This is a genomic window from Halobaculum sp. MBLA0147 (genome assembly GCF_041361345.1).
GTDB lineage: Archaea > Halobacteriota > Halobacteria > Halobacteriales > Haloferacaceae > JAHENP01.
In genome coordinates this window covers 1,731,602-1,752,412 of sequence record NZ_JBGKAD010000001.1, presented here as the reverse complement: position 1 = coordinate 1,752,412, position 20,811 = coordinate 1,731,602, and the positions used below count along the sequence as shown (strand labels likewise).

At 70.9% G+C, this 20,811-nt stretch carries 19 protein-coding genes and 1 tRNA gene; 16 read left to right on the top strand and 4 right to left on the bottom strand.

What is annotated here, in order from left to right; genetic code table 11:
* The first annotated feature begins 33 nt into the window (after window positions 1–33).
* The 4 genes from cofH to RYH80_RS08305 all read left to right on the top strand — a co-directional run bounded on the left by cofH (window position 34) and on the right by RYH80_RS08305 (window position 3,171).
* Window positions 34–1,434, top strand: a complete 1,401-nt coding sequence (cofH, locus tag RYH80_RS08320) for a 7,8-didemethyl-8-hydroxy-5-deazariboflavin synthase subunit CofH (protein WP_370903390.1) — start codon at window positions 34–36, stop codon at window positions 1,432–1,434.
* A gap of 225 nt (window positions 1,435–1,659) precedes the next feature.
* Window positions 1,660–1,836 carry a DUF5786 family protein gene (locus tag RYH80_RS08315; RefSeq protein WP_370903389.1) on the top strand — a complete coding sequence of 59 codons (177 nt, stop codon included), beginning with the start codon at window positions 1,660–1,662 and terminating at the stop codon, window positions 1,834–1,836.
* Between the two features lie 9 nt (window positions 1,837–1,845).
* Complete coding sequence (locus RYH80_RS08310) at window positions 1,846–2,454, top strand: endonuclease dU (protein WP_370903387.1); 609 nt, start codon at window positions 1,846–1,848, stop codon at window positions 2,452–2,454.
* A gap of 117 nt (window positions 2,455–2,571) precedes the next feature.
* The gene (locus RYH80_RS08305) at window positions 2,572–3,171 is read left to right on the top strand and encodes a uracil-DNA glycosylase (RefSeq protein ID WP_370903386.1); all 600 of its coding nucleotides are present in this window, start codon (window positions 2,572–2,574) and stop codon (window positions 3,169–3,171) included.
* Window positions 3,172–3,200: 29 nt separating this feature from the next.
* On the opposite strand, the gene RYH80_RS08300 is transcribed toward RYH80_RS08305, so the two are convergent.
* From RYH80_RS08300 to RYH80_RS08290, 3 genes are read right to left on the bottom strand one after another with little or no spacing between them, the layout of a single operon-like run.
* On the bottom strand, window positions 3,201–3,377 hold the full coding sequence (locus tag RYH80_RS08300; RefSeq protein ID WP_370903385.1) for a type II toxin-antitoxin system VapC family toxin: 177 nt from the start codon (window positions 3,375–3,377) through the stop codon (window positions 3,201–3,203).
* Window positions 3,364–3,615 (bottom strand): DUF7557 family protein, encoded by a 252-nt coding sequence (locus RYH80_RS08295; protein ID WP_370903384.1) that lies wholly within the window; start codon window positions 3,613–3,615, stop codon window positions 3,364–3,366. Before RYH80_RS08295 ends, RYH80_RS08300 begins: the two co-directional genes overlap by 14 nt.
* Window positions 3,616–3,671: 56 nt before the next feature.
* Window positions 3,672–4,193 (bottom strand): GrpB family protein, encoded by a 522-nt coding sequence (locus RYH80_RS08290; protein ID WP_370903383.1) that lies wholly within the window; start codon window positions 4,191–4,193, stop codon window positions 3,672–3,674.
* A 218-nt stretch (window positions 4,194–4,411) separates the two neighbouring features.
* Between RYH80_RS08290 and RYH80_RS08285 the strand changes: the two genes are divergently transcribed.
* From RYH80_RS08285 to RYH80_RS08265, 5 genes are all read left to right on the top strand, one after another.
* Window positions 4,412–5,362: a beta propeller repeat protein gene (locus tag RYH80_RS08285; protein ID WP_370903382.1), complete on the top strand. Its 951-nt coding sequence runs from the start codon at window positions 4,412–4,414 to the stop codon at window positions 5,360–5,362.
* 113 nt (window positions 5,363–5,475) lie between these two features.
* Window positions 5,476–6,498, top strand: coding sequence for a Cdc6/Cdc18 family protein (locus RYH80_RS08280; RefSeq protein ID WP_370903381.1), 1,023 nt, complete (start codon window positions 5,476–5,478; stop codon window positions 6,496–6,498).
* 227 nt (window positions 6,499–6,725) lie between these two features.
* Entirely contained in the window at window positions 6,726–7,673 is a 948-nt protein-coding gene (locus RYH80_RS08275) for a P-loop NTPase family protein (RefSeq protein WP_370903380.1), read from the top strand.
* Window positions 7,674–7,675: 2 nt separating this feature from the next.
* Window positions 7,676–8,047: a DUF8156 family protein gene (locus RYH80_RS08270; RefSeq protein WP_370903379.1), complete on the top strand. Its 372-nt coding sequence runs from the start codon at window positions 7,676–7,678 to the stop codon at window positions 8,045–8,047.
* 2 nt (window positions 8,048–8,049) lie between these two features.
* Window positions 8,050–10,293, top strand: coding sequence for a type B DNA-directed DNA polymerase (locus tag RYH80_RS08265; RefSeq protein ID WP_370903378.1), 2,244 nt, complete (start codon window positions 8,050–8,052; stop codon window positions 10,291–10,293).
* A 102-nt stretch (window positions 10,294–10,395) separates the two neighbouring features.
* Here RYH80_RS08265 and RYH80_RS08260 read toward each other — a convergent pair.
* Window positions 10,396–10,468, bottom strand: a tRNA-Thr gene (locus RYH80_RS08260).
* Window positions 10,469–10,606: 138 nt separating this feature from the next.
* On the opposite strand from RYH80_RS08260, the gene RYH80_RS08255 reads away from it, so the two are divergent.
* The 7 genes from RYH80_RS08255 (at window position 10,607) to RYH80_RS08225 (ending at window position 20,738) form a co-directional block, all read left to right on the top strand.
* On the top strand, window positions 10,607–12,478 hold the full coding sequence (locus RYH80_RS08255; protein ID WP_370903377.1) for a hypothetical protein: 1,872 nt from the start codon (window positions 10,607–10,609) through the stop codon (window positions 12,476–12,478).
* A 103-nt stretch (window positions 12,479–12,581) separates the two neighbouring features.
* Window positions 12,582–14,177 (top strand): cell division protein FtsZ, encoded by a 1,596-nt coding sequence (locus tag RYH80_RS08250; RefSeq protein ID WP_370903376.1) that lies wholly within the window; start codon window positions 12,582–12,584, stop codon window positions 14,175–14,177.
* A 1-nt stretch (window position 14,178) separates the two neighbouring features.
* Entirely contained in the window at window positions 14,179–15,480 is a 1,302-nt protein-coding gene (locus tag RYH80_RS08245; protein ID WP_370903375.1) for a hypothetical protein, read from the top strand.
* Window positions 15,481–15,773: 293 nt separating this feature from the next.
* Window positions 15,774–16,955, top strand: coding sequence for an FtsZ/tubulin family protein (locus RYH80_RS08240; RefSeq protein ID WP_370903374.1), 1,182 nt, complete (start codon window positions 15,774–15,776; stop codon window positions 16,953–16,955).
* The gene (locus tag RYH80_RS08235; protein ID WP_370903373.1) at window positions 16,952–17,452 is read left to right on the top strand and encodes a hypothetical protein; all 501 of its coding nucleotides are present in this window, start codon (window positions 16,952–16,954) and stop codon (window positions 17,450–17,452) included. Before RYH80_RS08240 ends, RYH80_RS08235 begins: the two co-directional genes overlap by 4 nt.
* Window positions 17,449–18,657, top strand: a complete 1,209-nt coding sequence (locus RYH80_RS08230; RefSeq protein WP_370903372.1) for a hypothetical protein — start codon at window positions 17,449–17,451, stop codon at window positions 18,655–18,657. Before RYH80_RS08235 ends, RYH80_RS08230 begins: the two co-directional genes overlap by 4 nt.
* On the top strand, window positions 18,651–20,738 hold the full coding sequence (locus RYH80_RS08225; protein ID WP_370903371.1) for a hypothetical protein: 2,088 nt from the start codon (window positions 18,651–18,653) through the stop codon (window positions 20,736–20,738). Before RYH80_RS08230 ends, RYH80_RS08225 begins: the two co-directional genes overlap by 7 nt.
* Window positions 20,739–20,811: the final 73 nt, after the last annotated feature.

Genomic DNA, 20,811 nt, shown 5'->3' with positions numbered 1-20,811 from the left:
CCCGTTTTTCACGCTCGCGCGGCAGGTGCGGGTATGGATCGACCGTCCGCAGCGGACCTCGACGCGGACGACCTCGGCTTCCGGCACACCCCGGAGACCGACCAGTCGTTCGAGAACGCACTGGCGAAGGCCCGGGACGGCGTGCGCCTCGACGTCGACGACGCGACGGAACTGCTGACGACCGGCACGGACACCGCGGGGATCGACCGCGAGCGGATGGAGGCGGTGCTCACGGCCGCCGACCACCGCCGGCGCGAGGTGGTCGGCGACGCCGTGACGTTCGTCGCCAACCTCAACAACAACGTCACCACCGCCTGCAACACCGGCTGTCTGTTCTGCAACTTCAAGGACACCGCCAGCAACTTCGAACGCGACAGCGACGTGTCTCACCCGGGGTTCACGAAGACGCCGGCCGAGTCCCGCGAGATCGTCCGAGACGCCGTCGCGATGGGCGTGTACGAAGTGTGCTCCGTCTCGGGCCTCCACCCGGCGTTCGCGCTCGACGCGGACCACCACGAGATCCTCCGGAGCTACGACCACCCCGCCCGCGAGGTGAACTACAAGCCGCCGGACCGGTACGAGACGGACCCGGGGACGTACGTCGAACAGATCGACGCGATGTCCGTCGACGGGGTTCACGTCCACTCGATGACGCCCGAAGAGGCGTACCACGCCCGCCGCGGCACGGACTGGTCGTACCGCGAGGTGTACGACCGCCTCGCCGACGCGGGCCTCGACTCCGCGCCCGGCACCGCCGCGGAGATCCTCGTCGACGAGGTGCGCGACGTGATCTGTCCGGGGAAGATCGACACCGACGGGTGGCTCGACGCGATGGAAGCCGCCGTCGAGGCGGGCCTGGACGTGACGGCGACGATCATGTACGGTCACGTCGACAACGAGCGTCACCGTGCGCTCCACCTGGAGCGGGTCCGAGACCTCCAGGATCGCACCGGCGGGATCACGGAGTTCGTCCCGCTGTCGTTCGTCCACGAACGGACGCCGCTGTACGAGCAGGGGGTCGTGACCGGTGGCGCGAGCGACGCCGAGGACAAACTGCTGATCGCCGTCTCGCGGCTGTTCCTGGACAACGTCGAGAACGTCCAGACCTCCTGGGTGAAGTACGGCGACGAGAAGGCGCTGGAGACGCTCGCCTGCGGCGCGAACGACTTCATGGGGACGATCCTCTCGGAGGAGATCACGAAGCGAGCGGGCGGCGACTACGGGGAGTTCCGGTCGTTCGACGACTACGTCGAGTTGATCACCAGCGTCGGCCGGCGCCCGGTGGAGCGCTCGACGGACTACCGCCAACGGCGCGAGATCGACCCCGACGACGGTCCACACGGCCCGCGACTCGGCCCGCGTGCCGACGGGACGCCGCTCGTGGCCGACGCCGACGCGACCGGCGAGGAGTCGTCGGCGACGGCGGACGACTGAGTGCGCCGACGAGGAGCCACCCGCGACCGCAGACGACCGACCCGTTCGCACGTGCAGCGACCGACCGTCCGACCCGTCGTGAGCGGACAGAACTGTCCGTTCGGTCGGGACTGAACACCGAAACCGGACACGTATCCGGCGACGGCGCACAGAACTGTCCACTCGCGTGTGTGGGGTGGTGCCCACCCGTGCGCTTTTTGCCGAGAGTCGGTAAGACCGTGATGTATGGGATTCGGCAGCTACGACGAGTCCGAACAGGAGAACCAGGAACTCGATTCGGACATCGCCGACGAGGACACGGTCGACGCGGGTGCGGCCGCACACGAGGGGGACGTCGAGTTCGAGATCGGGGCGTCGAACGACGAACTCCTGGACAAGCTCCAGGACATCAAAGACGAGTAGCCACGAGCGGTGCGATCCGGGACGCGGGCGGCGGGAATCGCCGTCTCGGACGGGGAGACGACGGCGACCGTCTGTGGTGCGGTCGTACGCGCCGACCGCGTCCTCGACGGACTTGCCTTCGGTGAGTGTACCGTCGGCGGCACCGACGCGACCGCGACCGTCGCGTCGTTGTCCGTCGTCGCCGATAGACCGGACGTCCAGTACGTCCTGTGTGCCGGGCTCGCTCCGGCGTGGTTCAACCTGCTGGATCTCCACCGACTCCACGAGCGTGCCGACTGTCCCGTCCTGTCGGTGTCCTTCGAGGCGAGTCCGGGGCTCGACCCCGCGCTCCGCGAGCAGTTCGACGGGGACGCGCTCGCCGAGCGACGCGCGATCTACGAGCGCCAACCTCCGCGGCGGCGCGTCGTCCTCGACGCCGACGCGGCGGAGACCGGCACGGGCGAGGGCTCCGCAGACGCCGCCGACGCGGTCTGGGTGCGCGCCGTCGGGTGTGACCACGAGACGGCCGCCGCGGTCGTCCGAGCGTACACGCCCGCGGGGAGCGGACGGCCGGAACCGCTGCGGGTGGCGCGGCTCGCGGCGCGTGCCGGTCGTACGTACGGCGGCGACGACGAGTGAGTGAGTGATGGGTCCGGTGCGAGCACGTGACGGAGTGACCGAGCGACTCGGTGACGTGGCGTGCCCGCCGCCCTCGCGAGGCGAGGTGTCTTTGGTGGCGGCGTCCCAGGGGGTCGTATGGAACTGGACGAGGGGCTGTGCGTGACCGACTGCGAGCGGTGTCCGCGACTCGTCGACTCCCGGTCGCGGATCGTGAACGGCGTCGGGCCGGCGGACGCCGAGATCGTCTTCGTCGGGGAGGCGCCGGGCGCAGACGAGGACGAGGGCGGCGAGCCGTTCGTCGGCCGCTCGGGGACGGTGTTGGACGACGCCTTACGCGACGCCGGACTCGCGCGGGCGGACGTACGGATCACGAACAGCGTCCGGTGTCGCCCGCCGGAGAACCGCGACCCACACGTCGACGAGCGCGAGAACTGCCGCGGCTACCTCGCCGCCGAACTGGCGGCGATCGACCCCGAGATCGTCGTCGCCCTGGGGAAGGTGCCCGCCGAGAACCTCCTGGAGCGGTCCGTAGCGGTCACCGACGAGGCCGGCGAGGTGTACGACGCGCGCCTCGGCGAGACGAGTCACCGCGTACTCGTCTGTGTCCACCCGGCCGCGACGCTGTACGACCGCAGCCAGCAGGACACCTTCGAGTCGACGATCCAGCAGGCGGCGACGCTCGCGGGCGAGGGTGACGGCGACGGGAGTGGGCAGGCGCGACTCGGCGAGTGGTGAGTCGGTGCGTCACGGCGGACGCGAGCCACTCAATCGTCCGATGATGTCGCCGTGTTCACGACGTCGAGTCCGTCGACGGTCCCGAAGTCGCTCGTGTCGTCGGTGACCACGGGTTCGTCGACGACCAGTGCAGTCGCGGCGACGACGGAGTCGGCGAACCCGAGTGCAGGCTTCGCCTCACTGGCGACGTGTTCACCCTCCGTCATCCGAGACCGAGTGCCGTTCGAGACGTTCCTCGACGGCCTCGGCTCCCGCCGCCTCCGAAGCCTCGATGGCCTCCCGGTGGGCGTCTGCCTCCGCCGGATCGAGTGTGTCGGCGAGGTCGAGGAGCGACCACCCGTCGATGAGCCGGTCGATGGCCTCCGAGAACGTCTCGTCGTCCCGCTTGTAGGCCTCGATCCGCCGGTAGAGGTCCTCGTCGATCCGAACGGACTTCGTCGCCATGTGTACACGTCCTTCCACAACCCGATTCAGTGTTACGGGACCGAGGGTGACGGCCGTCACCCGTCCCGCCGGACGCTCGCCGGCAGCCGTTCGAAGTGGCCCGCCTCGCGTGCCTCCGCGAGCAGCGTCTCGACGGTCGCCCGCTTCGCCGACTGGTACGACTCGAACTCGTCGTGTTCGTCGGCGGCCGACCGCTTGACGCGCTCGTACCGTCGGCGTGCGTCCGCGTCCGCTCGGAGGTACTCGCGGACGGCGAGCTGCTGGCGCACGGCGTCGTCGGCGACCGTGTGGAGTCGCAGGAACTCGCCCGCCGGCGGATCGCGCCGGTAGACGACCACCACGTCGTCGGCGTCGGTCCGCTCCCACTCGTCGCCGCCGGCGACGAGTGCGTCACCCGCCGCCCGCACCGCGTCGACGTCCTCGTACACGCCCAACACGTCGAGTTCCGGCTTCCCCGCCAGGTCGGGGATCGCCGTACTCCCGATGTGGAACACGTCCAGCGGGTCCGTGTGTGTCTCCACGTACTCGCGTGCCCGCTCGAACCGCTCCGTCCAGACTGGGTCGTCCGCTAGATCCACGCACCCACGTTCGGACGGACTCTGTTGAGCGTTTCGGCGGTCGCCGCTCCCGCCAGCGACTCGTTCCCGACTCGCGCTCGACCCGTGACCGAGGAGCGCCCGACTCGCCCCCACTCGGCTCCACGCGACGGCGCGTCCACCGTCCACGTTCCTGTCGGCGTCGAAACACAAACGCGCTCTCGCTGTCGCTTAAGCCGTTCCGGCGGCTCCCTCGACGTATGCTGTTGGTCGGAACCGACGACGGCGTCTACGCCGTCCGGGAGGCGAGCGGCTCGCGTACCGCCCGCGTTCGCAAGCGGCTCGGAGTCGGGCGCGTCCACCGACTCCGGCGGTTCGACGGTGTCGAGGGCGTCTTCGCGGCCACGTCGAGTGGCCTGTACCACGGCGGCGACGGCGACGAGTGGACGGCGCTGTCCGTCCCGCGAGAGCAGGTGTACGCGGTCGGCTGTGACCCGGCCACCGGGCGACTGTTCGCGGGGACGCGACCGGCACACGTCTACGTCGCGGACGCGGTCGCCGCCGACGGCACGGTCGCCGACACCCCGGCGTGGACGGAAATCACGGCGATCCAAGAACTGCCGTCGCGCGACGAGTGGCGCCTCCCGCGACACGACGACCTCGCACAGATCCGCGATGTCGTGTACGACGGGGACCGCCTGGCCGTCGGCGTCGAGGTCGGCGGCGTCGTGGTCGGCGAGGACGGCTCGTACCGGTCGACGGAGGGTGTCTACGACGACGTCCACGAGTTGTCCGTCACCGGACCGGGTGCGTACGTCGCCGCCACCGGCTCGGGACTGTACCGCACCGACGACGCCGGCGAGACGTGGGACCGACTCGACGAGGACGTCCCGCAGCGGTACTTCCGGCGGGTCCACGCGGTCGGCGACACCGTGTACGCCGCCGGGGCGCTGGCGAACTCCTCGACGTGGAACGACCCGGACGCGGACCCGGCGCTGTACGCCGTCGACGGCGACGGGCTGCGACACGTTCCGCTGCCCCGCGACGACGAGACGGTGACCGGGATGACGACGGTCGACGGCTCGCTCGTCGCGGTGACACACCTCGGAGGCGTCTTCCACCGTCGCGGCGACGGGTGGCGAGAACTCCCCGCCGTCCCGGTCGTCGAGGGTCGTGTCGCCGGTCGGTACACGCCCGTGACGCCCGCCTGAGTCGCCCCCGGCCGGCGGGGTTCGACCCCCGCCGCCCCGCTCCGTCGGGTGGATTCCACTTCCACCGTCCGTACGGCTCGGTACTTTGAGGCTCCGGCCGTACCGATCGGACGATGATCACGGACGCCCGCGTCCTCCGGGAGGGGTTCGTCCCGAACGACGTGGTCCACCGCGACCACGAGGTCAACTCGTTGTCGCGGGTGCTCCGCCCGATCACGGACGGGGAGCCGACGGAACCCGCACTCGTCACCGGCCCGTCGGGGACCGGAAAGACGACGATCACGAAGTTCGTCGTCTCGCGCCTCCGCGAGACGGTCCGCGACGTGGCGGCGGTCCACCTCAACTGCTGGCAGTCGTACAGCCGGTTCAAGGCCACCTACGAGATCCTCGGCGCGCTCGGCGAGAGCGTCGACGTCCGGCGGCGCTCGACCCCCCACGACGAACTACTCGACCGACTCGCCGCCTACGACGGCCCGCCGGTGATCGTCACGCTCGACGAGGCCGACCAACTCGAAGACTCCCGGCTCGTGTACGACCTCTACCGTCTCCCGACGTTCTCGATCGTCCTCGTCACGAACGACGAGGCGGAACTGCTCGCCGGGCTCGACGAACGCGTCCGGTCGCGGCTCCACACCGCCGAGACGGTCCACGTCGACGCCTACCACACCGCGGAGTTGGTCGACATCCTCGCGGCGCGCGTCGAACACGGGCTGGTCAGAGACGCCGTCACCGACGCGCACCTCCACAGGATGGCCGACGCCGGCGGGGGCGACGCCCGTGTCGCGCTGTCGATCCTCCGGAGTGCCGCCCGCCGCGCCGACCGGGCGGGTGTCGACCGCCTCGCGGACGACCACGTCGAGGCGGCGATCCCCGAGGGGCACCGCGACGTGCGGACGAAGAACCTGAACGCGCTCCGTCCACAGCAACGCACGGTGTACGAGATCCTCGTCGAGGCGGGCGAACTCGCCCCGAAGGAGCTGTACGACCGCTACCGCGAGCGGGTCGAGGACCCACGGACCAAGCGGACGGTGCGCTCGTGGCTCCAGAAGCTCACTCACTACGACCTCGTGGCCGCCAGCGGCGAGGGGCCGAGTCGGACGTACGCGGCCGTCCCCGCTCACTCGACCACGGAGTGAGGAGGGCCACGGCAGGTGTGTCTCCGGTCGCCGTTTGGACCCCCGAGACTCGGCGCCGTCGTCTCCGGAGACGACCCGGAGAACCCCCGTTTCCGGAAACGACCCGGAAACCCACCGCGCGTCCGAGACGCGGCGGCTCGTCGGGGTCACACCCGACGGCCGGTCCTACGCGGAAAGCCGGCGACGGCCCGGTCGCGGTTATGTGCCCGCCGCCGAGACGGTTGCGTGTGCAGATACAGACCGACGGCACCCGTTCCGAGACGGGTGCTGCGAGCCGACGCACCGACCGCCCGCCGGTGGCGACCCGTGGTGACTCGCGGCGCCTCGGCCCGAGTCCCGAAACCCTGCTCGGGAGTCACGCCGACGACCGACGCACCGCCGACGCCTCGCCGGTCGTCGGCGACCTCGACGCGGAGCCACCGACGGCCGAACTGCCCGAGTTGGACGCCGAGATCTACCGGCTCGATCCGGACGCGGAGACGCCACGCGAGCGACGGCGGGACGTCCTCACCGCGCTCGACACCCTCGCGGTGGACACGGCGCTGGACGAGGGTGGTGACGTGGTCTGGATCGACGCACAAGGGTACGCGACCACGCAGACGCTGGTGCGGGTCGCACCGACGGACCGCGTGTTGGATCGCGTCCACGTCGCCCGTGCGTTCACCGCTCACCAACACCACACGCTCGTCGCCCAGCTCGCACGCTGGGTCGACGACGGCGCGACGAGTCCGTTCGGTGGTCCGGCGACGGAGCGTCTGGCGGTCGTCGTCGCCCCCGCACTCGACGCGCTCTACCGGGCCAGCGACCGCCCCGAGGCGGCGTGTCGCCGACTGTTCGTCCGGGCGGTCGCGCTCCTCCGTCGCGTGGTCCGGGCGCTCGACGTGCCGGTCCTCACCACACGGGCGCGGCCGACGACGTTCTCCGAGCCGCTGGCGGCCGCGAGCACGCGGATCGGCGTCGAGCGGACGCCGTTCGGGCCGCGGTTCCACGGGGACGAGGTGGCGTTCGAGACGCTGGCGTACCCGGGTGCGGACGGGACCGTCCAGACGACGCTCGCCTTCTGGCGGGAACTGCTCCGGGCCCGCCACGCGACGGTGACGGAGAGTGACCCGACACGTGCGTCGCCGGGGTCGCCGGCGTCCCCGAGGACACCGACGCCGGGAGCGGGGTGGTGATCGTGGGCCGGACTAACCCCACCTACCGCGATCTCCTGCAGGCGTTGGAACACCGTTGGGGCCCGTACCGGCGCGCACTCCGTCGGGGCGACCAGGAGCGGTTCGACCGCCTGTTCCGGTACGGCCGCGACCACGCCGACGCCGCGAGCCACCTCAACCACGAGTCGCCGGTCGTCCCACTCCTCGTCGGGATCTGTCTCGCACAGGAACAACGGATCGACGAACTGGAGACTCGTCTCACCCAGCCGGTCGAGCGCGGCGAGACGACGGACGAGGAAGAGACACAGACGACCCTCGACGACGCGCCAGCGGACGCACCAGACGACGCACCAGACGAGGCTCCAGCCGACACACCCACCGACGGACCCGAGTGAGGATGCCGTACGCCATCGACGTCCTCGACGGCGACCCCGTCGCGTGGTCGCTGACCGGGACACCCACCGACCCGGGCTGGGCTGCGACCGTCCACGAGTCGTACCGGCCGGCACTGTTCGTCGTGACACGCCACGGGATGACCGCCGCGGATCCCGACCCGGAGCGGTGTCGGACGGCACTCGCCGACCTGCGCGAGACGCTGGCCGACCACCCGGCGGTCGTCGACCAGCGCGTCGAGACGCGTCGCCCGGGGTACCGCTTCGCCGAGCAGCCGACGCTCCGTGTCGCCGTCGACCGGATGCGTCGCGTGCGACGCGTCGCGACGTTCGTCGAGGATCGGGGACCGCCCGGACGGGTTCCTTACCGCGCGTTCGACGTGGACCTCTCGCCCGGGTTCCGGTTCTGTCTGGACCGGGACCGCTCGCCCGTCCCCGACCGCCTCCCGACGGTCTACGAGCTCCGACTGCCGTCCGGCGCGATGGCCGACGAGGACCTCTCGCGGCTCCGTCTCGGCACCACCACGACGACCGGCCCGGACGCGGTCGCCGAGGCCCCCGACACCCTGACGACGCCAGCGGAGACGGCACGAGCGGCACTGGAGACGCTCGCGGCTCGCCTCGACACGCTCGACCCGGACGTGCTCGTCGTGAACCGCGCGGCGGTCGTCCCGCTGGTGGCCGACAGCGCCGAGCGGCTCGGCGTCGACCTCGGACTGCCGCGGGTCCCGACCGGGCTCGACCGCGAGGTAGTCCCCACCTACCGGCAACTCGCCGAGCGATCGACGTTCGAGTCGTACGGGCAGCGCCACCACAGTCCGGCGCGGTACGATGTCCCCGGGCGCGTCCTCCTCGACCGGTCGAACACGTTCTTCCTCGACGAGACGAACCTCGCGGGCTGTCTCGACCTCGTCGCACGGTCGCGCAAGCCGCTCCAGGAACTCGGGTGGGCGAGCATCGGCAACGTGCTCACCGCGATCCAGATCCGCGAGGCGCGAGCCCGCGACGTACTCGTCCAGTGGCACGCGTGGCGCCCGGAACGGTTCAAGACCGCACGCCAACTCCACGCCGGCGACCGCGGCGGGACGACGCTCGCCCCCGCAGTGGGGCTCCACGAGACGGTCCACGAGTTGGACTTCGCGTCGCTGTACCCGAACGTGATCTGCCGACACAACCTCTCGCCGGAGACGGTCCGGTGTCGGTGTCACGACCGCGCCGACGTGCCCGAGCTCGGCTACTCGGTGTGTGACCGCGACGGCGTCCTCCCGGACGTGTTGGAACCGATCGTCGACGACCGCGCGGCGGCGAAGCGACGCCTCCGTGAGGACGATCTCTCGGCGACCGAGCGCGACCGCCTCGCCGGACGGTCGCGTGCGCTCAAGTGGATCCTGGTGTCGTGTTTCGGGTACCAGGGGTTCTCGAACGCGAAGTTCGGCCGGATCGAGGTCCACGAGGCGATCAACGCCTACGCTCGCGACATCCTCCTCACCGCGAAGGAGACGCTGGAGGCGGCCGGCTGGCGCGTCCTCCACGGGATCGTCGACTCCCTGTGGGTGACACCCCGCGAGGGGGCCACGCAGGAGCCGCTCGACGCCGTCGCCGCACGGGTGTCGGCCGACGTGGGGGTCGACCTCGAGTACGAGAGCGCCTTCGACTGGGTCGCGTTCTGTACTCGCCGGGACGGCGACGCCGGCGCACTGACGCGGTACGTCGGCCGCCGGGCGGATCCCGGGCCGGACGAGGATCGATACAAGACACGCGGGATCGAGGCCAGACAGCGCTCGACACCCTCGTGGGTCGCCGACGTACAACGGGATCTGATCGAGACGCTCGACGAGACGCGCGACGCCGACGCGGTGGTCGGGTGTCTCGCCGAGCACCTCCGCAGCCTCGCGGCGGGCGACGTGTCGGCACGGGCCCTGCTCGTCCGCCAGCGCGTGACGAAGACGGCCGACGCGTACGACCACCGGACGCGGGCGGTCGCCGCACTCCGCCGGGCCGAGCGTCTCGGGCGCTCGGTTCACCCGGGGCAGGACGTGCAGTACCTCGTCGTCGACGACGACGCCGCGACGAGCGACCGGGTGCGTCTGCGGCCGGAGGTCGAGCCGGGGACGCGGTACGACGCGGCGTTCTACCGGCGACTGGCGCTGCGTGCGACCGCGAGCGTCCTCTCGCCGCTCGGGTGGGACCTCGGCGACGTCGAGACGGCCGTCGCCACCGGGCGGAACGACTCGCTGGTGCGGTTCTGAGGTGCGTCCGTGTCGGTGCGAGAATCTGTGTGAGGTGGGCGTGCGGTTCGGGAACGAACTCGGCGACGTAACTACCGTGGTCGTCTTCGGGAGGAAGGACAGAGCCGGTGGAGGGATTTGAACCCTCGGCCTATTCCTTACGAAGGAATCGCTCTACCAGCTGAGCTACACCGGCGCGTCACCACGACGTACCGCCGTATCGGAGTTAAGGATTCCGGATGCGTGGCGTCGTGGAACGCGTTCACACGCTCACCGCGACGACTACGGGACGCGACGGCGAACAATTTTGTGAGTGTGTGCCGACCCCCCTACTATGTCCACCGTCTCCGACAGGGGACCACTGGTCGCGTGGGGGGTCGCGGGTGTCCCGCTCGTCGTGACCTTGGTCCAGACGCTGATGGCGTTGTTCGGCTACACCTCCGAGTCGGCGGGGGTCGAACCGGTCGCCGATCCACTGTTGTCCGTCCCGGTGTTGTTCGAGGCGGCGGTGGTGTTCAAGTCGAGCTCCGGCGTCGTGATGGCGCTGTTCCTGTTGATCGTCGCCGCGTGGGCCGCACAGGGCGCGGGGATGTACCTCTTCGAACACCGCGAGGCGACGTACGGTGCCGTCGGACTGGGGGCGGTGTTGTTCGCGGCGTTGTTCTTCGGCGTGTACGCGCCGTTGTACTCGGCCGACGTCCCGGCAGTCCAACTGGTCGGGTTCACGCTCGTCCCCGTCCTCGCCGCGGGGGCGATGGTGTACGCGGCCTACGACTACCCGTGGGAACGGGTCGTCGAACAGGAGGCCAACGCCGACCTCGCGACCGTCGAGGCCGACTTGGAGGAGACCGAACGGACGTTCGACACGGAGTTCGACCGTCGGTTCCCGGCGTCGGCGCTCGACACGCTCGCGGACGTGGCACCCGACGCCGTCCGAGACCTCCGCGGTGAGCGCTCCGACTTCGAGTCGGAGGCGACGGAGCTGCACGACCGGATCGAGACGTGTCGGTCGCTGTCCGACTCCGAGGAGCGGTACCGACGCGTCGCGGAGGTGGAGACGGCGGTCGACCGTCTCGACGCGTCCCGCCGGCTCGACCGTGCCGAGCGGACGTTCCGTGACCGCCTCGCCGACCGCCTCGCGGACCGGTACGACGACCCGACGGTCACGTCGACGTTCGGTGGCGTCTACCGACTGGAGAACCTCCCGACGGAGCACAGAGAGTTCGACCTACCGGGCGTCGACGGGCCGGTCCACGTGAACCACCTCGGCGAGACGCTGACGGACGCGGCCCGTGGCGACACCGAGGTGGGGACACTCGCGGAGGCGGTCGCGGCGGCCGGCGAGGCGTTCGACCGTCTGGAGTCGTACCTCGACCGGCGGGAACAGCCGGTCGCGACGGCCGTCGCGGACGCCACCGACCACCTCGCGACCGCCGAGTCGCGGATCGAGGACGACCGACTGCGGTTCGCGGACCGACTCCGCGAGGTGGTCGTCGACGGACAGACGGAGGCCGCGACCGGCTCGCGTGAACTCCGTCGCCGGATCGAGGAGGTGAAGCGCACGCTCCACGACTGCCAGTTCGACGCGGCCCGACGCGACGCCGAGGAGATCGTCGAGGCGGCAGACACCCTCGCGGTCGCGGTCGAGTTCGCGACCACGCTGTCGTCGACCCTCGACGACGGCGGGAGTCTGGCGGTGCCGGCGGAACTGTCGACGGACCTCGTCGAGACGGTGGCGACGGCGGCCGAGCGGGCGACCGGCGACGTGCGAGTCTCCGTGGCGGAGGGACGCGTCGAGGTGACGCGGCTGGACGAGCCGGACACCGACGCGGACACCGACGCGGCGGCGGGAGACGACACCGCGGACGACACGACCACCGGGACCGGCGGCGACCAGGTGGAGTCGGCGGTGCCGACGGACGAGGTGGTCGACGAGGTGTTGTACGTCCTGCGAGAACTGGAGACGGCCGCGGACGACGACGACGTGTTACAGTACAACCTGGCGGACCTCCCGGAGGTGGTAGCGGTGCCGGACGTGCTCGTGAACGTCCGCCGGTTCGTCAGACGACAGTCCGACCTGTTCGCGCGGGTCGACCTCCAGAGCCCGGAGCCACCGGGGTGGCTGGAACTGACCGCGGCCGACGACACGACCGTCGCGGCCGCCGTCGACACCGCGACCGAGCGGTTCCGCGACCAGTACACCTAACGACGGACGGCCGGTGTGCCCGGCGGCGACACTTCTCCCCCGGTGGTGCGAGGAGGCGGGAAAGATACAGGTACCACAAGCCAGACGTTGAGTACGACAGCCGATGCCACAACAGTGTAAGATCTGTCTGACGGGAGCCTCGGAGTGGAGTACCGACCGCCTGGAGGACCACATCCTCACCGAGCACGGCGACCAGGAGGCGTCGGTCTCGGCGATGTACGACGACCGGTTCGACCACCTGTTCGACGGCGACGCGACGAGCCGCGAGCCGGAGCCCCCGGACGACGGGGACCACGCCGACCCGACGCCGACCGCCAGCGGCGGGACCGGCTCCTCGATGATCGGCGAGAAGTGGTTCATGATCGGGGTGGGTGGCGCGGGGAACAACATCCTCGACGCGGTGTTGTTGCGCCGCGACACGCTCGCGTCGAGCGACGAGTCGCGTGCCCGGATCTGGAACGGTGGGCTGGCGGGGTACGGACTGCTCAACACGAACATCGCGGAGTTGGAGGAGACGTACTACGCGACGGAACTGAAAGACTACTCGCGCAACGACCTGCTGTCGAACGCGATCATCGGGCTCGGGGTCCACGACTACGCCGGGATGGGGTACCGGTGGGACAACGGCGAGGAGGTGGCGGCGGCGGACTTCGCCGACGAGAAAGACCCGTTCAGGGAGCGGTGGGACATGACGAAGCCGGACGTGCGGGACGCACAGGCGGTGATGATGATCCACAGCGTCACCAAGGGGACGGGCTGTGGCTCGACGCCGGTGATCGCGGAGAAGATCCGCAACGAGGTGTTGACCGGCGACTACATCGTCGACAAGCCGCTGTTGAGTTCCGTCGTCATCCCCTCACAGGGGTCGAACCAGTCGGAACTCGGCGGGCGTGCGAAGGTGAACGGCGTGGTCGGCCTCGCCCGGATCGCGCAGTCGGTCGACGCCATCGTGCCGTTCAACAACCGGCTGTTGGAGGAGGCGAGCGCCGACATCACGCCCCGGATCAGCGGCCTCTCGCGGTACACGACCGAGCGGTTCGCACAGTTGAACAAGCCGCTCGTCGCCTTCCTCGAGGCGTTCACGATGTCGTCGACGCCGGGGTTGATCGACAGAGACGCGACGAAGTCGATCAAGGGCGACGTGTTCGACGTGGCGGACGGCTTCAAACTCGTCGAGGACAAGTACCCGCGGAGCATGGACGACGACCGCCGCCCCGCGGTCGTGTTGGCGCCGGCGCTGGGACGGCTCCGCCTCGACGACATCACGGAGTCGAAGCTGGAACTGCTCGCACAACAGACGATCAACCAGAACCGGTTGGCGGACTTCGACCCGTCGACGGCGTGGGGTGGGAACTTCATCGTCTACGGGCCCCCCGAGAAGATGGCCGACGTGTCCACGCACGTCGACGACGGGACGCTCCACGACATCCTCCGTCGGCCGTCGCTGTTGGACGCCGACGCCGTCCAGGGTGTCGGCAGCGTCGACATCCAGGTGTACCAGATCGTCACGCCACACGTCGACGACCTCCACATGTGGGGGACGCTGTGGAACCCGGAGATGCCGTCGCTGGCGAACATGTACGACCACGCCGAGCGGCTCCAGATGGAGGGGAACAACCGGCGGGCCGAGCAGGTCGAGGCCGTCTGGGACGACGTGGAGGCGCTGTTCGAGTGTCTGGGGCGCGACGGACTGTCGTGAGATGACCGCCGACGACACTGTCGAGGCGCTCGCACGCCTCGTCGGGACGGAGCCCGACCCGTCGGCGGTCCGTGCGGAACTCGAGGCGGTGAAGGCCGGAATCGTCCGCGCCACCAGTCAGATCGACGGCGGCGAGACGCCGCCCCCCGACGCCGACCTGGGCGAGCGCGTCGACTACCTCGCCGCCGCGGCGGAGACCGACCGACTCGTCGTGACCGACGACGGCGACGCCGCCAGCGAGGCGAGTCGCTCCGTTGGCGGTGGGTCGGCGGGCGGACGATCCGACACGGGAGCGGGACGAGCCGGCGACGCGGACGCCGCCGAACCGGACCGGGGAGCCACCTCGGCGGACGCGGCCGAGGGGTCGGACGCGGTCGCGACGGCCGCCAGACGAGTCGCGGAGCGGCGCGACGGACTCTCGCGAGACGCGACACGACTGCTCGACGCGCTGGACGGCGGCTCCCGGGAGACGGTCGAGGCGGCGCTCGCGGACGCCGTCGACGCGTTCGACGCCGCCGGCGCGGTCGCCTCGCTGGACGCGAGTCGCGAGAGCGCGCGTCGGGCCGTCGCGGGGGCGACGACGGAGGCCGAGGCGCTCGGCGACACGCCGGCCGCGACGGCGGTCCGCGACCGGCTCGCGGAACTCCAGTCGCTTGCCGAGCGCGTCGACGAGACGAACCGCCCGCTCGCGTACGCCGTCCAGACGGAGGCGACGTTCTACCGCGAGACGCTGATCGACGCGCTCGCGGCGACGGAGGGCGACGAGGTAGCGGCGGACGACGCGTACACGCGAGACGACGCCGACGACGGCCCGGCGGACACCGCGGCAGACGCGACTCCCGACACCGCTGCAGACGCGACTCCCGACACCGCGGCAGACGCGACTCCCGACACCGCGGCAGACGCGACTCCCGACACCGCGGCCGAGCGGGCCACCGAGGAGGCGACCGGCCAGCCGACGGCCGACGAGACGACGGCCGACGAGACGTGGAGCGACGGGACGGACGGGGCGGCGGCGGACGCCGACACGCCCGTCTCCGAGCGGGTGACGGACGTGGCCGAGCGGCGGCGGGAGATCACGGAGCTGTACGTCAACCGGCGCGAGGACCACAACCACTCGATCCCGCTGTTGTTCCTGCGGACGGCGGACACGCTCCGGGAGCGGGCCGAGACGGCGATGACAGACGGCGACGCGACCCGCGCGGCCGCCACCGCCGAGGCGGCCGCGGAACTGCTCGACACCGTCGAGTCGCTGTACGAGCGCAACGAGTACAGCGTGATGCTCCGACGACTCCGCGGGTGACTCACCTCGGGGTCGTGCCCCGGAGTACTCGGCCCGTTCCGTCCGTAGACTGCCGGCTCGGTCGAGGCGGCGAGTGGGTCGAGGCTCGACCGACGCCGTGCGTCGGGTGGACACCACCGCGCCGCTCGCGAGCACTCGGCCGGTCGTTGACGAGCGACGCCTCGGAGACTGTCGCGGGTCGCGTCGACGGCTGCTCGTTGGGCGTCGTGCCCTCTCGCGGTTTCCCGACACGTCTCGGCGAAAGGATACGGTAGAACTAAGAGGATTTTGCCCCGGGTACCAAGTTGTAACAGATGGCGTACCTCTTCGTCGGCGCGGGACAGGCGGGGTGTGCTCTCGTCGACAGTGTCTTCGAGGTGGATCGTGTGTCGACACTCGCGACGCCGGTCGCGGTGAACTCGACGATCCGGGACCTCCAGAATCTCTCGAACGTGGGCCAAGAGTCGTGGATCGGCATCTCACAGCGCGAGGGGCTCGTCCCGGGCGACGAGGCGGGGTTCGAGGAGAAGGTGTCCGGCGGCTTCGGACGCGACCCGAAGGTGGCCGACGAGACGGCCTCGGACCTCGTCGGGCCGTTGGCGTCGGCGTTCGCAGAACAGTTCGGCGAGGGGACACCCTCGTTCGCGTTCGTGTTCGCGGGGCTCGGCGGCGGGACCGGCTGTGGGATCGCGCCACACGTCGCCGAGGCGGTGACGGAGTTCGCGGGGGAGACGACGGACGTGATCGGCGTGGCGGTGTTGCCCAACACCAGCGGCGACATCACGCGGCAGAACGCCGACGACGAGGAGACGGTGTCGGCGGGGCGGCAGGCGTCGAACGCCGTCTACGGACTCGACAGACTCGAAGCGGTAGTCGACGGGATCCTGTTGGTCGACAACCAGCGACTCGCCTACGAGGAGGCGGCCGAGGGGCGGTTCGACGACTTCAACGAGTACGTCGCGGCGGGGATCAGGGACCTCGTGTCCGGCCCGGTGTTGGAACGGATCGACCCGGGGACCTACGAGGACTTCCAGCCGCAGACGATCGACCTCCAGGACGTGGTGACCTCGTTGTCGGTGCCGGACGGCACGGGGTACGCGGCGATGGGGCGGTCGGTCGTCCAGACGAAGTCGTTGCCGGGCTACCTCGTCCCGTTCCTCGGCCTCGGGCGACAGTCGGTCGACGGCGACACGCTGGCGCAGTTGGCGATCTCCAAGCGGTCGGTCGCGGACCTCTCGCCCGGCCTCGCCAAGCGAGCGATCGGGCAGATCCGCGCGCCGGCCCCGTACGTCAGCGGCGACGACTACCGGATCGAGATCTCGCTCGTCAGGAGTCGCCTCGACTCGTACTGTCCGGAGGTGAACCTCGGGATGATGCTCACGGAACGCAACCTGGCGTCGTTCACGACGCTGTTGACGTTCGAACGCGAGGACGTGGACCGGATCGAACAACTGGAGTCACAGGCCGCTCGCTACGGCCCCTCGACGACAGTATGACCGGTGGAGTCGACACGTCTACCGACGAGGGGACGCGCGACACCGCTCGCTCGCGAGGGGCGTCCGGCGGCGTCGGACGCCTGCTCGTCGCCGGCGTCGCCGCACTGGCGCTGACGCTGGCCGTCGCGACCGGCGGCGCGGCCGGCGCGACGGCAGATGGAGTAGGGGCGACGGCAGATGGAGTGGAGGTGACGGCAGATGGAGTGGAGGTGACGACGGGCGGAGCTGGCGGCGGCCTCCCGGCGGTCGCACAGAGTGACGCGAACGAGACGGCGGCCCCCAACCAGACGACGACGCCGGCCGCGCCGGACGAGACGGCGACGCCGAACGTCTCGGTCGCGGCGACGGAGGCGAGCGACGCCCTCACAGACGCGCAGCCGGCCGTCCAGTTCGCGTCGAACCCCGTACCGGCGGTGGCGCTCGGCGGCGGTGTCGGCCTCGGGATCGGGGTCCTCGTCGGGGTCGCGGTCGCCCTGTACGGAGGTGGTCGCGAGTGACGACGGCGGGTCGCGGAGCGGTGTTCGTCTGCGTCCTCGCCTGTCTGCTGGCCGTCGGTCCGGCGGTGGCGACACCGGCTGTCGCTTCGGCAGCGGCGACACCGGCAGTCGACGGTCACGGCGCCGTGCCGACGGCGAGTGGTGTCGGCGCAGCCGACGGGACGGTCACGGCAGTGACGACAGCCGACGGCGACGTGGCGACGGTCGACGGGACGGCGACTGCGACGACCCCACCGGCGGCACAGTGTGAGCGGACGAGCCGGGACGGGGGCGGGACGGCGCAGGTGTTCCTGCAGACCGGCGAGCGACTCTCACAGACGGAGCCGACACGGCTCCACACGGGGACGCGACTCACCGTCTACCTCTGTGTCGACGGGGAACCGCTGTCGCGAGCCGGCGGTGACGCCTGGGATCTCTCCGGTGGCGCCGCCTACCAGATCGCGGACCGGACCGAGACGGCGGTGACGCTGGAACTCGTCGGCGCGGGCCAGACGGTCGACGTCGCGACGCAGATCGACAGACGCGAACCGACGGCACCGACGATCCGGGTGGTCGGCCTCGAGACGGCCGTCTACAACGAGACGGCCACGGACGGGCGTGTCCACCTCCGGTTCGCCGCCGCCGCCGACAGACGGGCGTTCGAACGGGCCGAGTCGAACTTCACGGCGGCACACGACGCGTGGGAGCGGACCCTCCGACGGGTCCCGACGAACGGAACTGCGGTCGACGTCACGGGGGAGACACAGACAGTGACGACACTCACGGACCGGTACGAGACGGTGGAACGGCGCGCGAACGGACTCCAGCAGACGGCCGTCGCGGCCAGCGCGACGGGCAACGACTCGGCGGCCGCGACGGTGGTGGCGGACGCGAGCGCGACCGCCGACACGGCACGTGCGGAGACGCGCCGTCGACTACTGGCGTACGCGGCGGCGGTCCGCGAGCGCCGCGCGAGTGCCGCCCAGACGCTCAGACTCCTGACCGTCGGGAGTCTCGGCGGGGGTGTCCTCGTCGGCGGGCTCGCGGCGGGACTGGTCGTCCGCCGGAAACTGGACAACGCCGCCTACGACAGCGGGTTCGACAGTGACGCCGGCGCGTCCGTCACCCGCGAACTGCTCGCGGGCGGGCTGTTGGTCGTCGTCGGCCTGGCGGTCGGACTCGGACTCGGCGGCCTCGACTTCCTGGAGGTGCTCGTCGGATGGTGAACCGCACGCGGAAGGTGGGACTGGTGTTGCTCGGTGTCGTCGTGACGGCAGCTCTCGGGACCGGCGTGTTGCTGTTCACGGGATCGTCCGTCGGTGCCGGAATCGTCGTCGTCGGCGTCCCCGTCCTGTTGGCGACCGGAGTCGCGGGGTACGTCAGGTTCGTCGTCAACCGCGGCTCGGTGGGGGCGACGGAGTTCCAGGCGGACCGCGCACGTAACGTCGCGACGGAGTTCCGGGAGGAACTGACGGCACTCGGACAACTCCAGCGTCGGTACCCCGGCTGGGACGCGAGCGAGGTCGAGACACGAGCCCGGCAGGTGGCCGACGACTTCGAGAGCGCCGGTGTGCGGGTCGACGTAGACGCGGCGACGTTCACCGTCGCGGACCCGGACAACCCGCGAACCTTCGACGAGTTGGAGCGGTCGGTCGCCGGCTTCGCGACCGCCAGAGACGAGTCGTTCACCGCGTACGCCGAGACGGAACTCGAACGGACCCGGGCGGCGGTGCGTCGACTCGACCCGGACGTGTTGTCGAGCGACGAGGTCGACACGGTGTCGCCCTCGGCGCTGCCGGACGACGGGACCGACGCCGAGGGGGCGGCGGAGACACTGGACCGCGCTCGCGACCGCGCCGCGGAGACGGTCCAGACCGCGGTCGACCGGATCGAGTCGACGACCGCCGAGTACGACGCCGACCCGACGACGATCAGAGAGCGGCTGCGCGAGGCCGAGCGGCTGGCCGACGAGGGGGACGTGCCCGGCGCGGTCGAGGAGATCCAGCGGGCGACGGACACGGTGGAGTCGGCGACGGAAGACGAGTTCGGCGAGACGCGCACCGCCGTGACGGCACTGATCGAGACGGTTCGCGACTCCGTGGTCGACGACTACGTCGACCGGGAACACGTCGACGCCGTCGACGACGTGGCGGCGGACGTGGAGTCGATCGGGTCGGCGATGGAGACGGCCCGACTCGACGAGGCGCGCACGGAACTCCGCGAGCGGTGTCGCACGATGGTCAGACAGCTCCACGAGGACTTGGACCGCCACGTGGACACCATCGCCGCCGCCGACGTGCCCGTCGGGTTCTACTCGGTGCCGCCCGCCGCCGGCACCGACCACGTGGGACAGCTCCGCGAGGCGGAGGATCTGGAGGCGTTCCGACAGACGTGGGTCGCTGCCGTCGGCGAACTGACGGAGGCCGTCGCGGAGGCCGAGCAGAAGGCGAGCGTCGCCGACTCCTACGAGATGGTCGCCGACGAGATCGCCGGCGCGCTCCAGACGAACGGGCGGGTGACCGGCGACGACGTGCCGGTCCGACAGCCGGCACAGTTCATGGAGCTGTACGCGGAGACGAACGACGAGGTGACGTACGACGCCGCCGGGCCGACGCTGACGGTGCCCGGCGGCGGCCAGACGTACACGGTGTCGGTGACGGCGACGTTGTCGGACCACGACGGCTCCCAGCAGACGTTCACCGTCGCCTTGGACGACGGCGACGACCGGCGTGTCGACCGAACGGAGGCGCCGGTCGCGACCTCGACGACGTTCGAGTCGGTGTCGTACGGGGAGTACGACCTCGAGGTGTCCGTCGACGACGACGCGTACCTGCCGGTGTCGCGCTCGTTGTCGGTGAGCGAGGACACCACACTCGACGTGGAGTTGGAGCGGCAGTCGGTGATCGACCGGGTCTGTGACGACCGGGCGGCCGTCGAGGCGCAACTCGACACCGTCGCCGACACGCTGGCCGAGCGGTACGACGAGGCGAACCACCTCTCGCCGGAGATGGACATCCCCGTCGCCGACGCGTACGTGCCGTGTCTGTTGGCCGTCTGGGCGGAGTCGGCGAACTGCGACGTGCGGATCGACGACGGACGGGTGCTCGTGTACGACCACGAGGCGGTGACTCAAGAGGTCGTCTTCGCCGTCCGCGAGACGGTCGTCGAGGGCGGCGACGCGCTGTCGTACGACGCACTCCGGAGTCGGTACCTCGCGGTGCCGGTCTCCGACGAGTTGATCCGGCAGGTGATCCGCGACTCGGAGTTGGACGCCGCCGCCGGCCCACGGGAGGTGACGCCGGCGTGACCCGGTGCACGCTCGCCGCCACGGGCGAGTTCCGCGACGCCCTCGGGGACGGGGCGTCGCACGACGGTGTGGC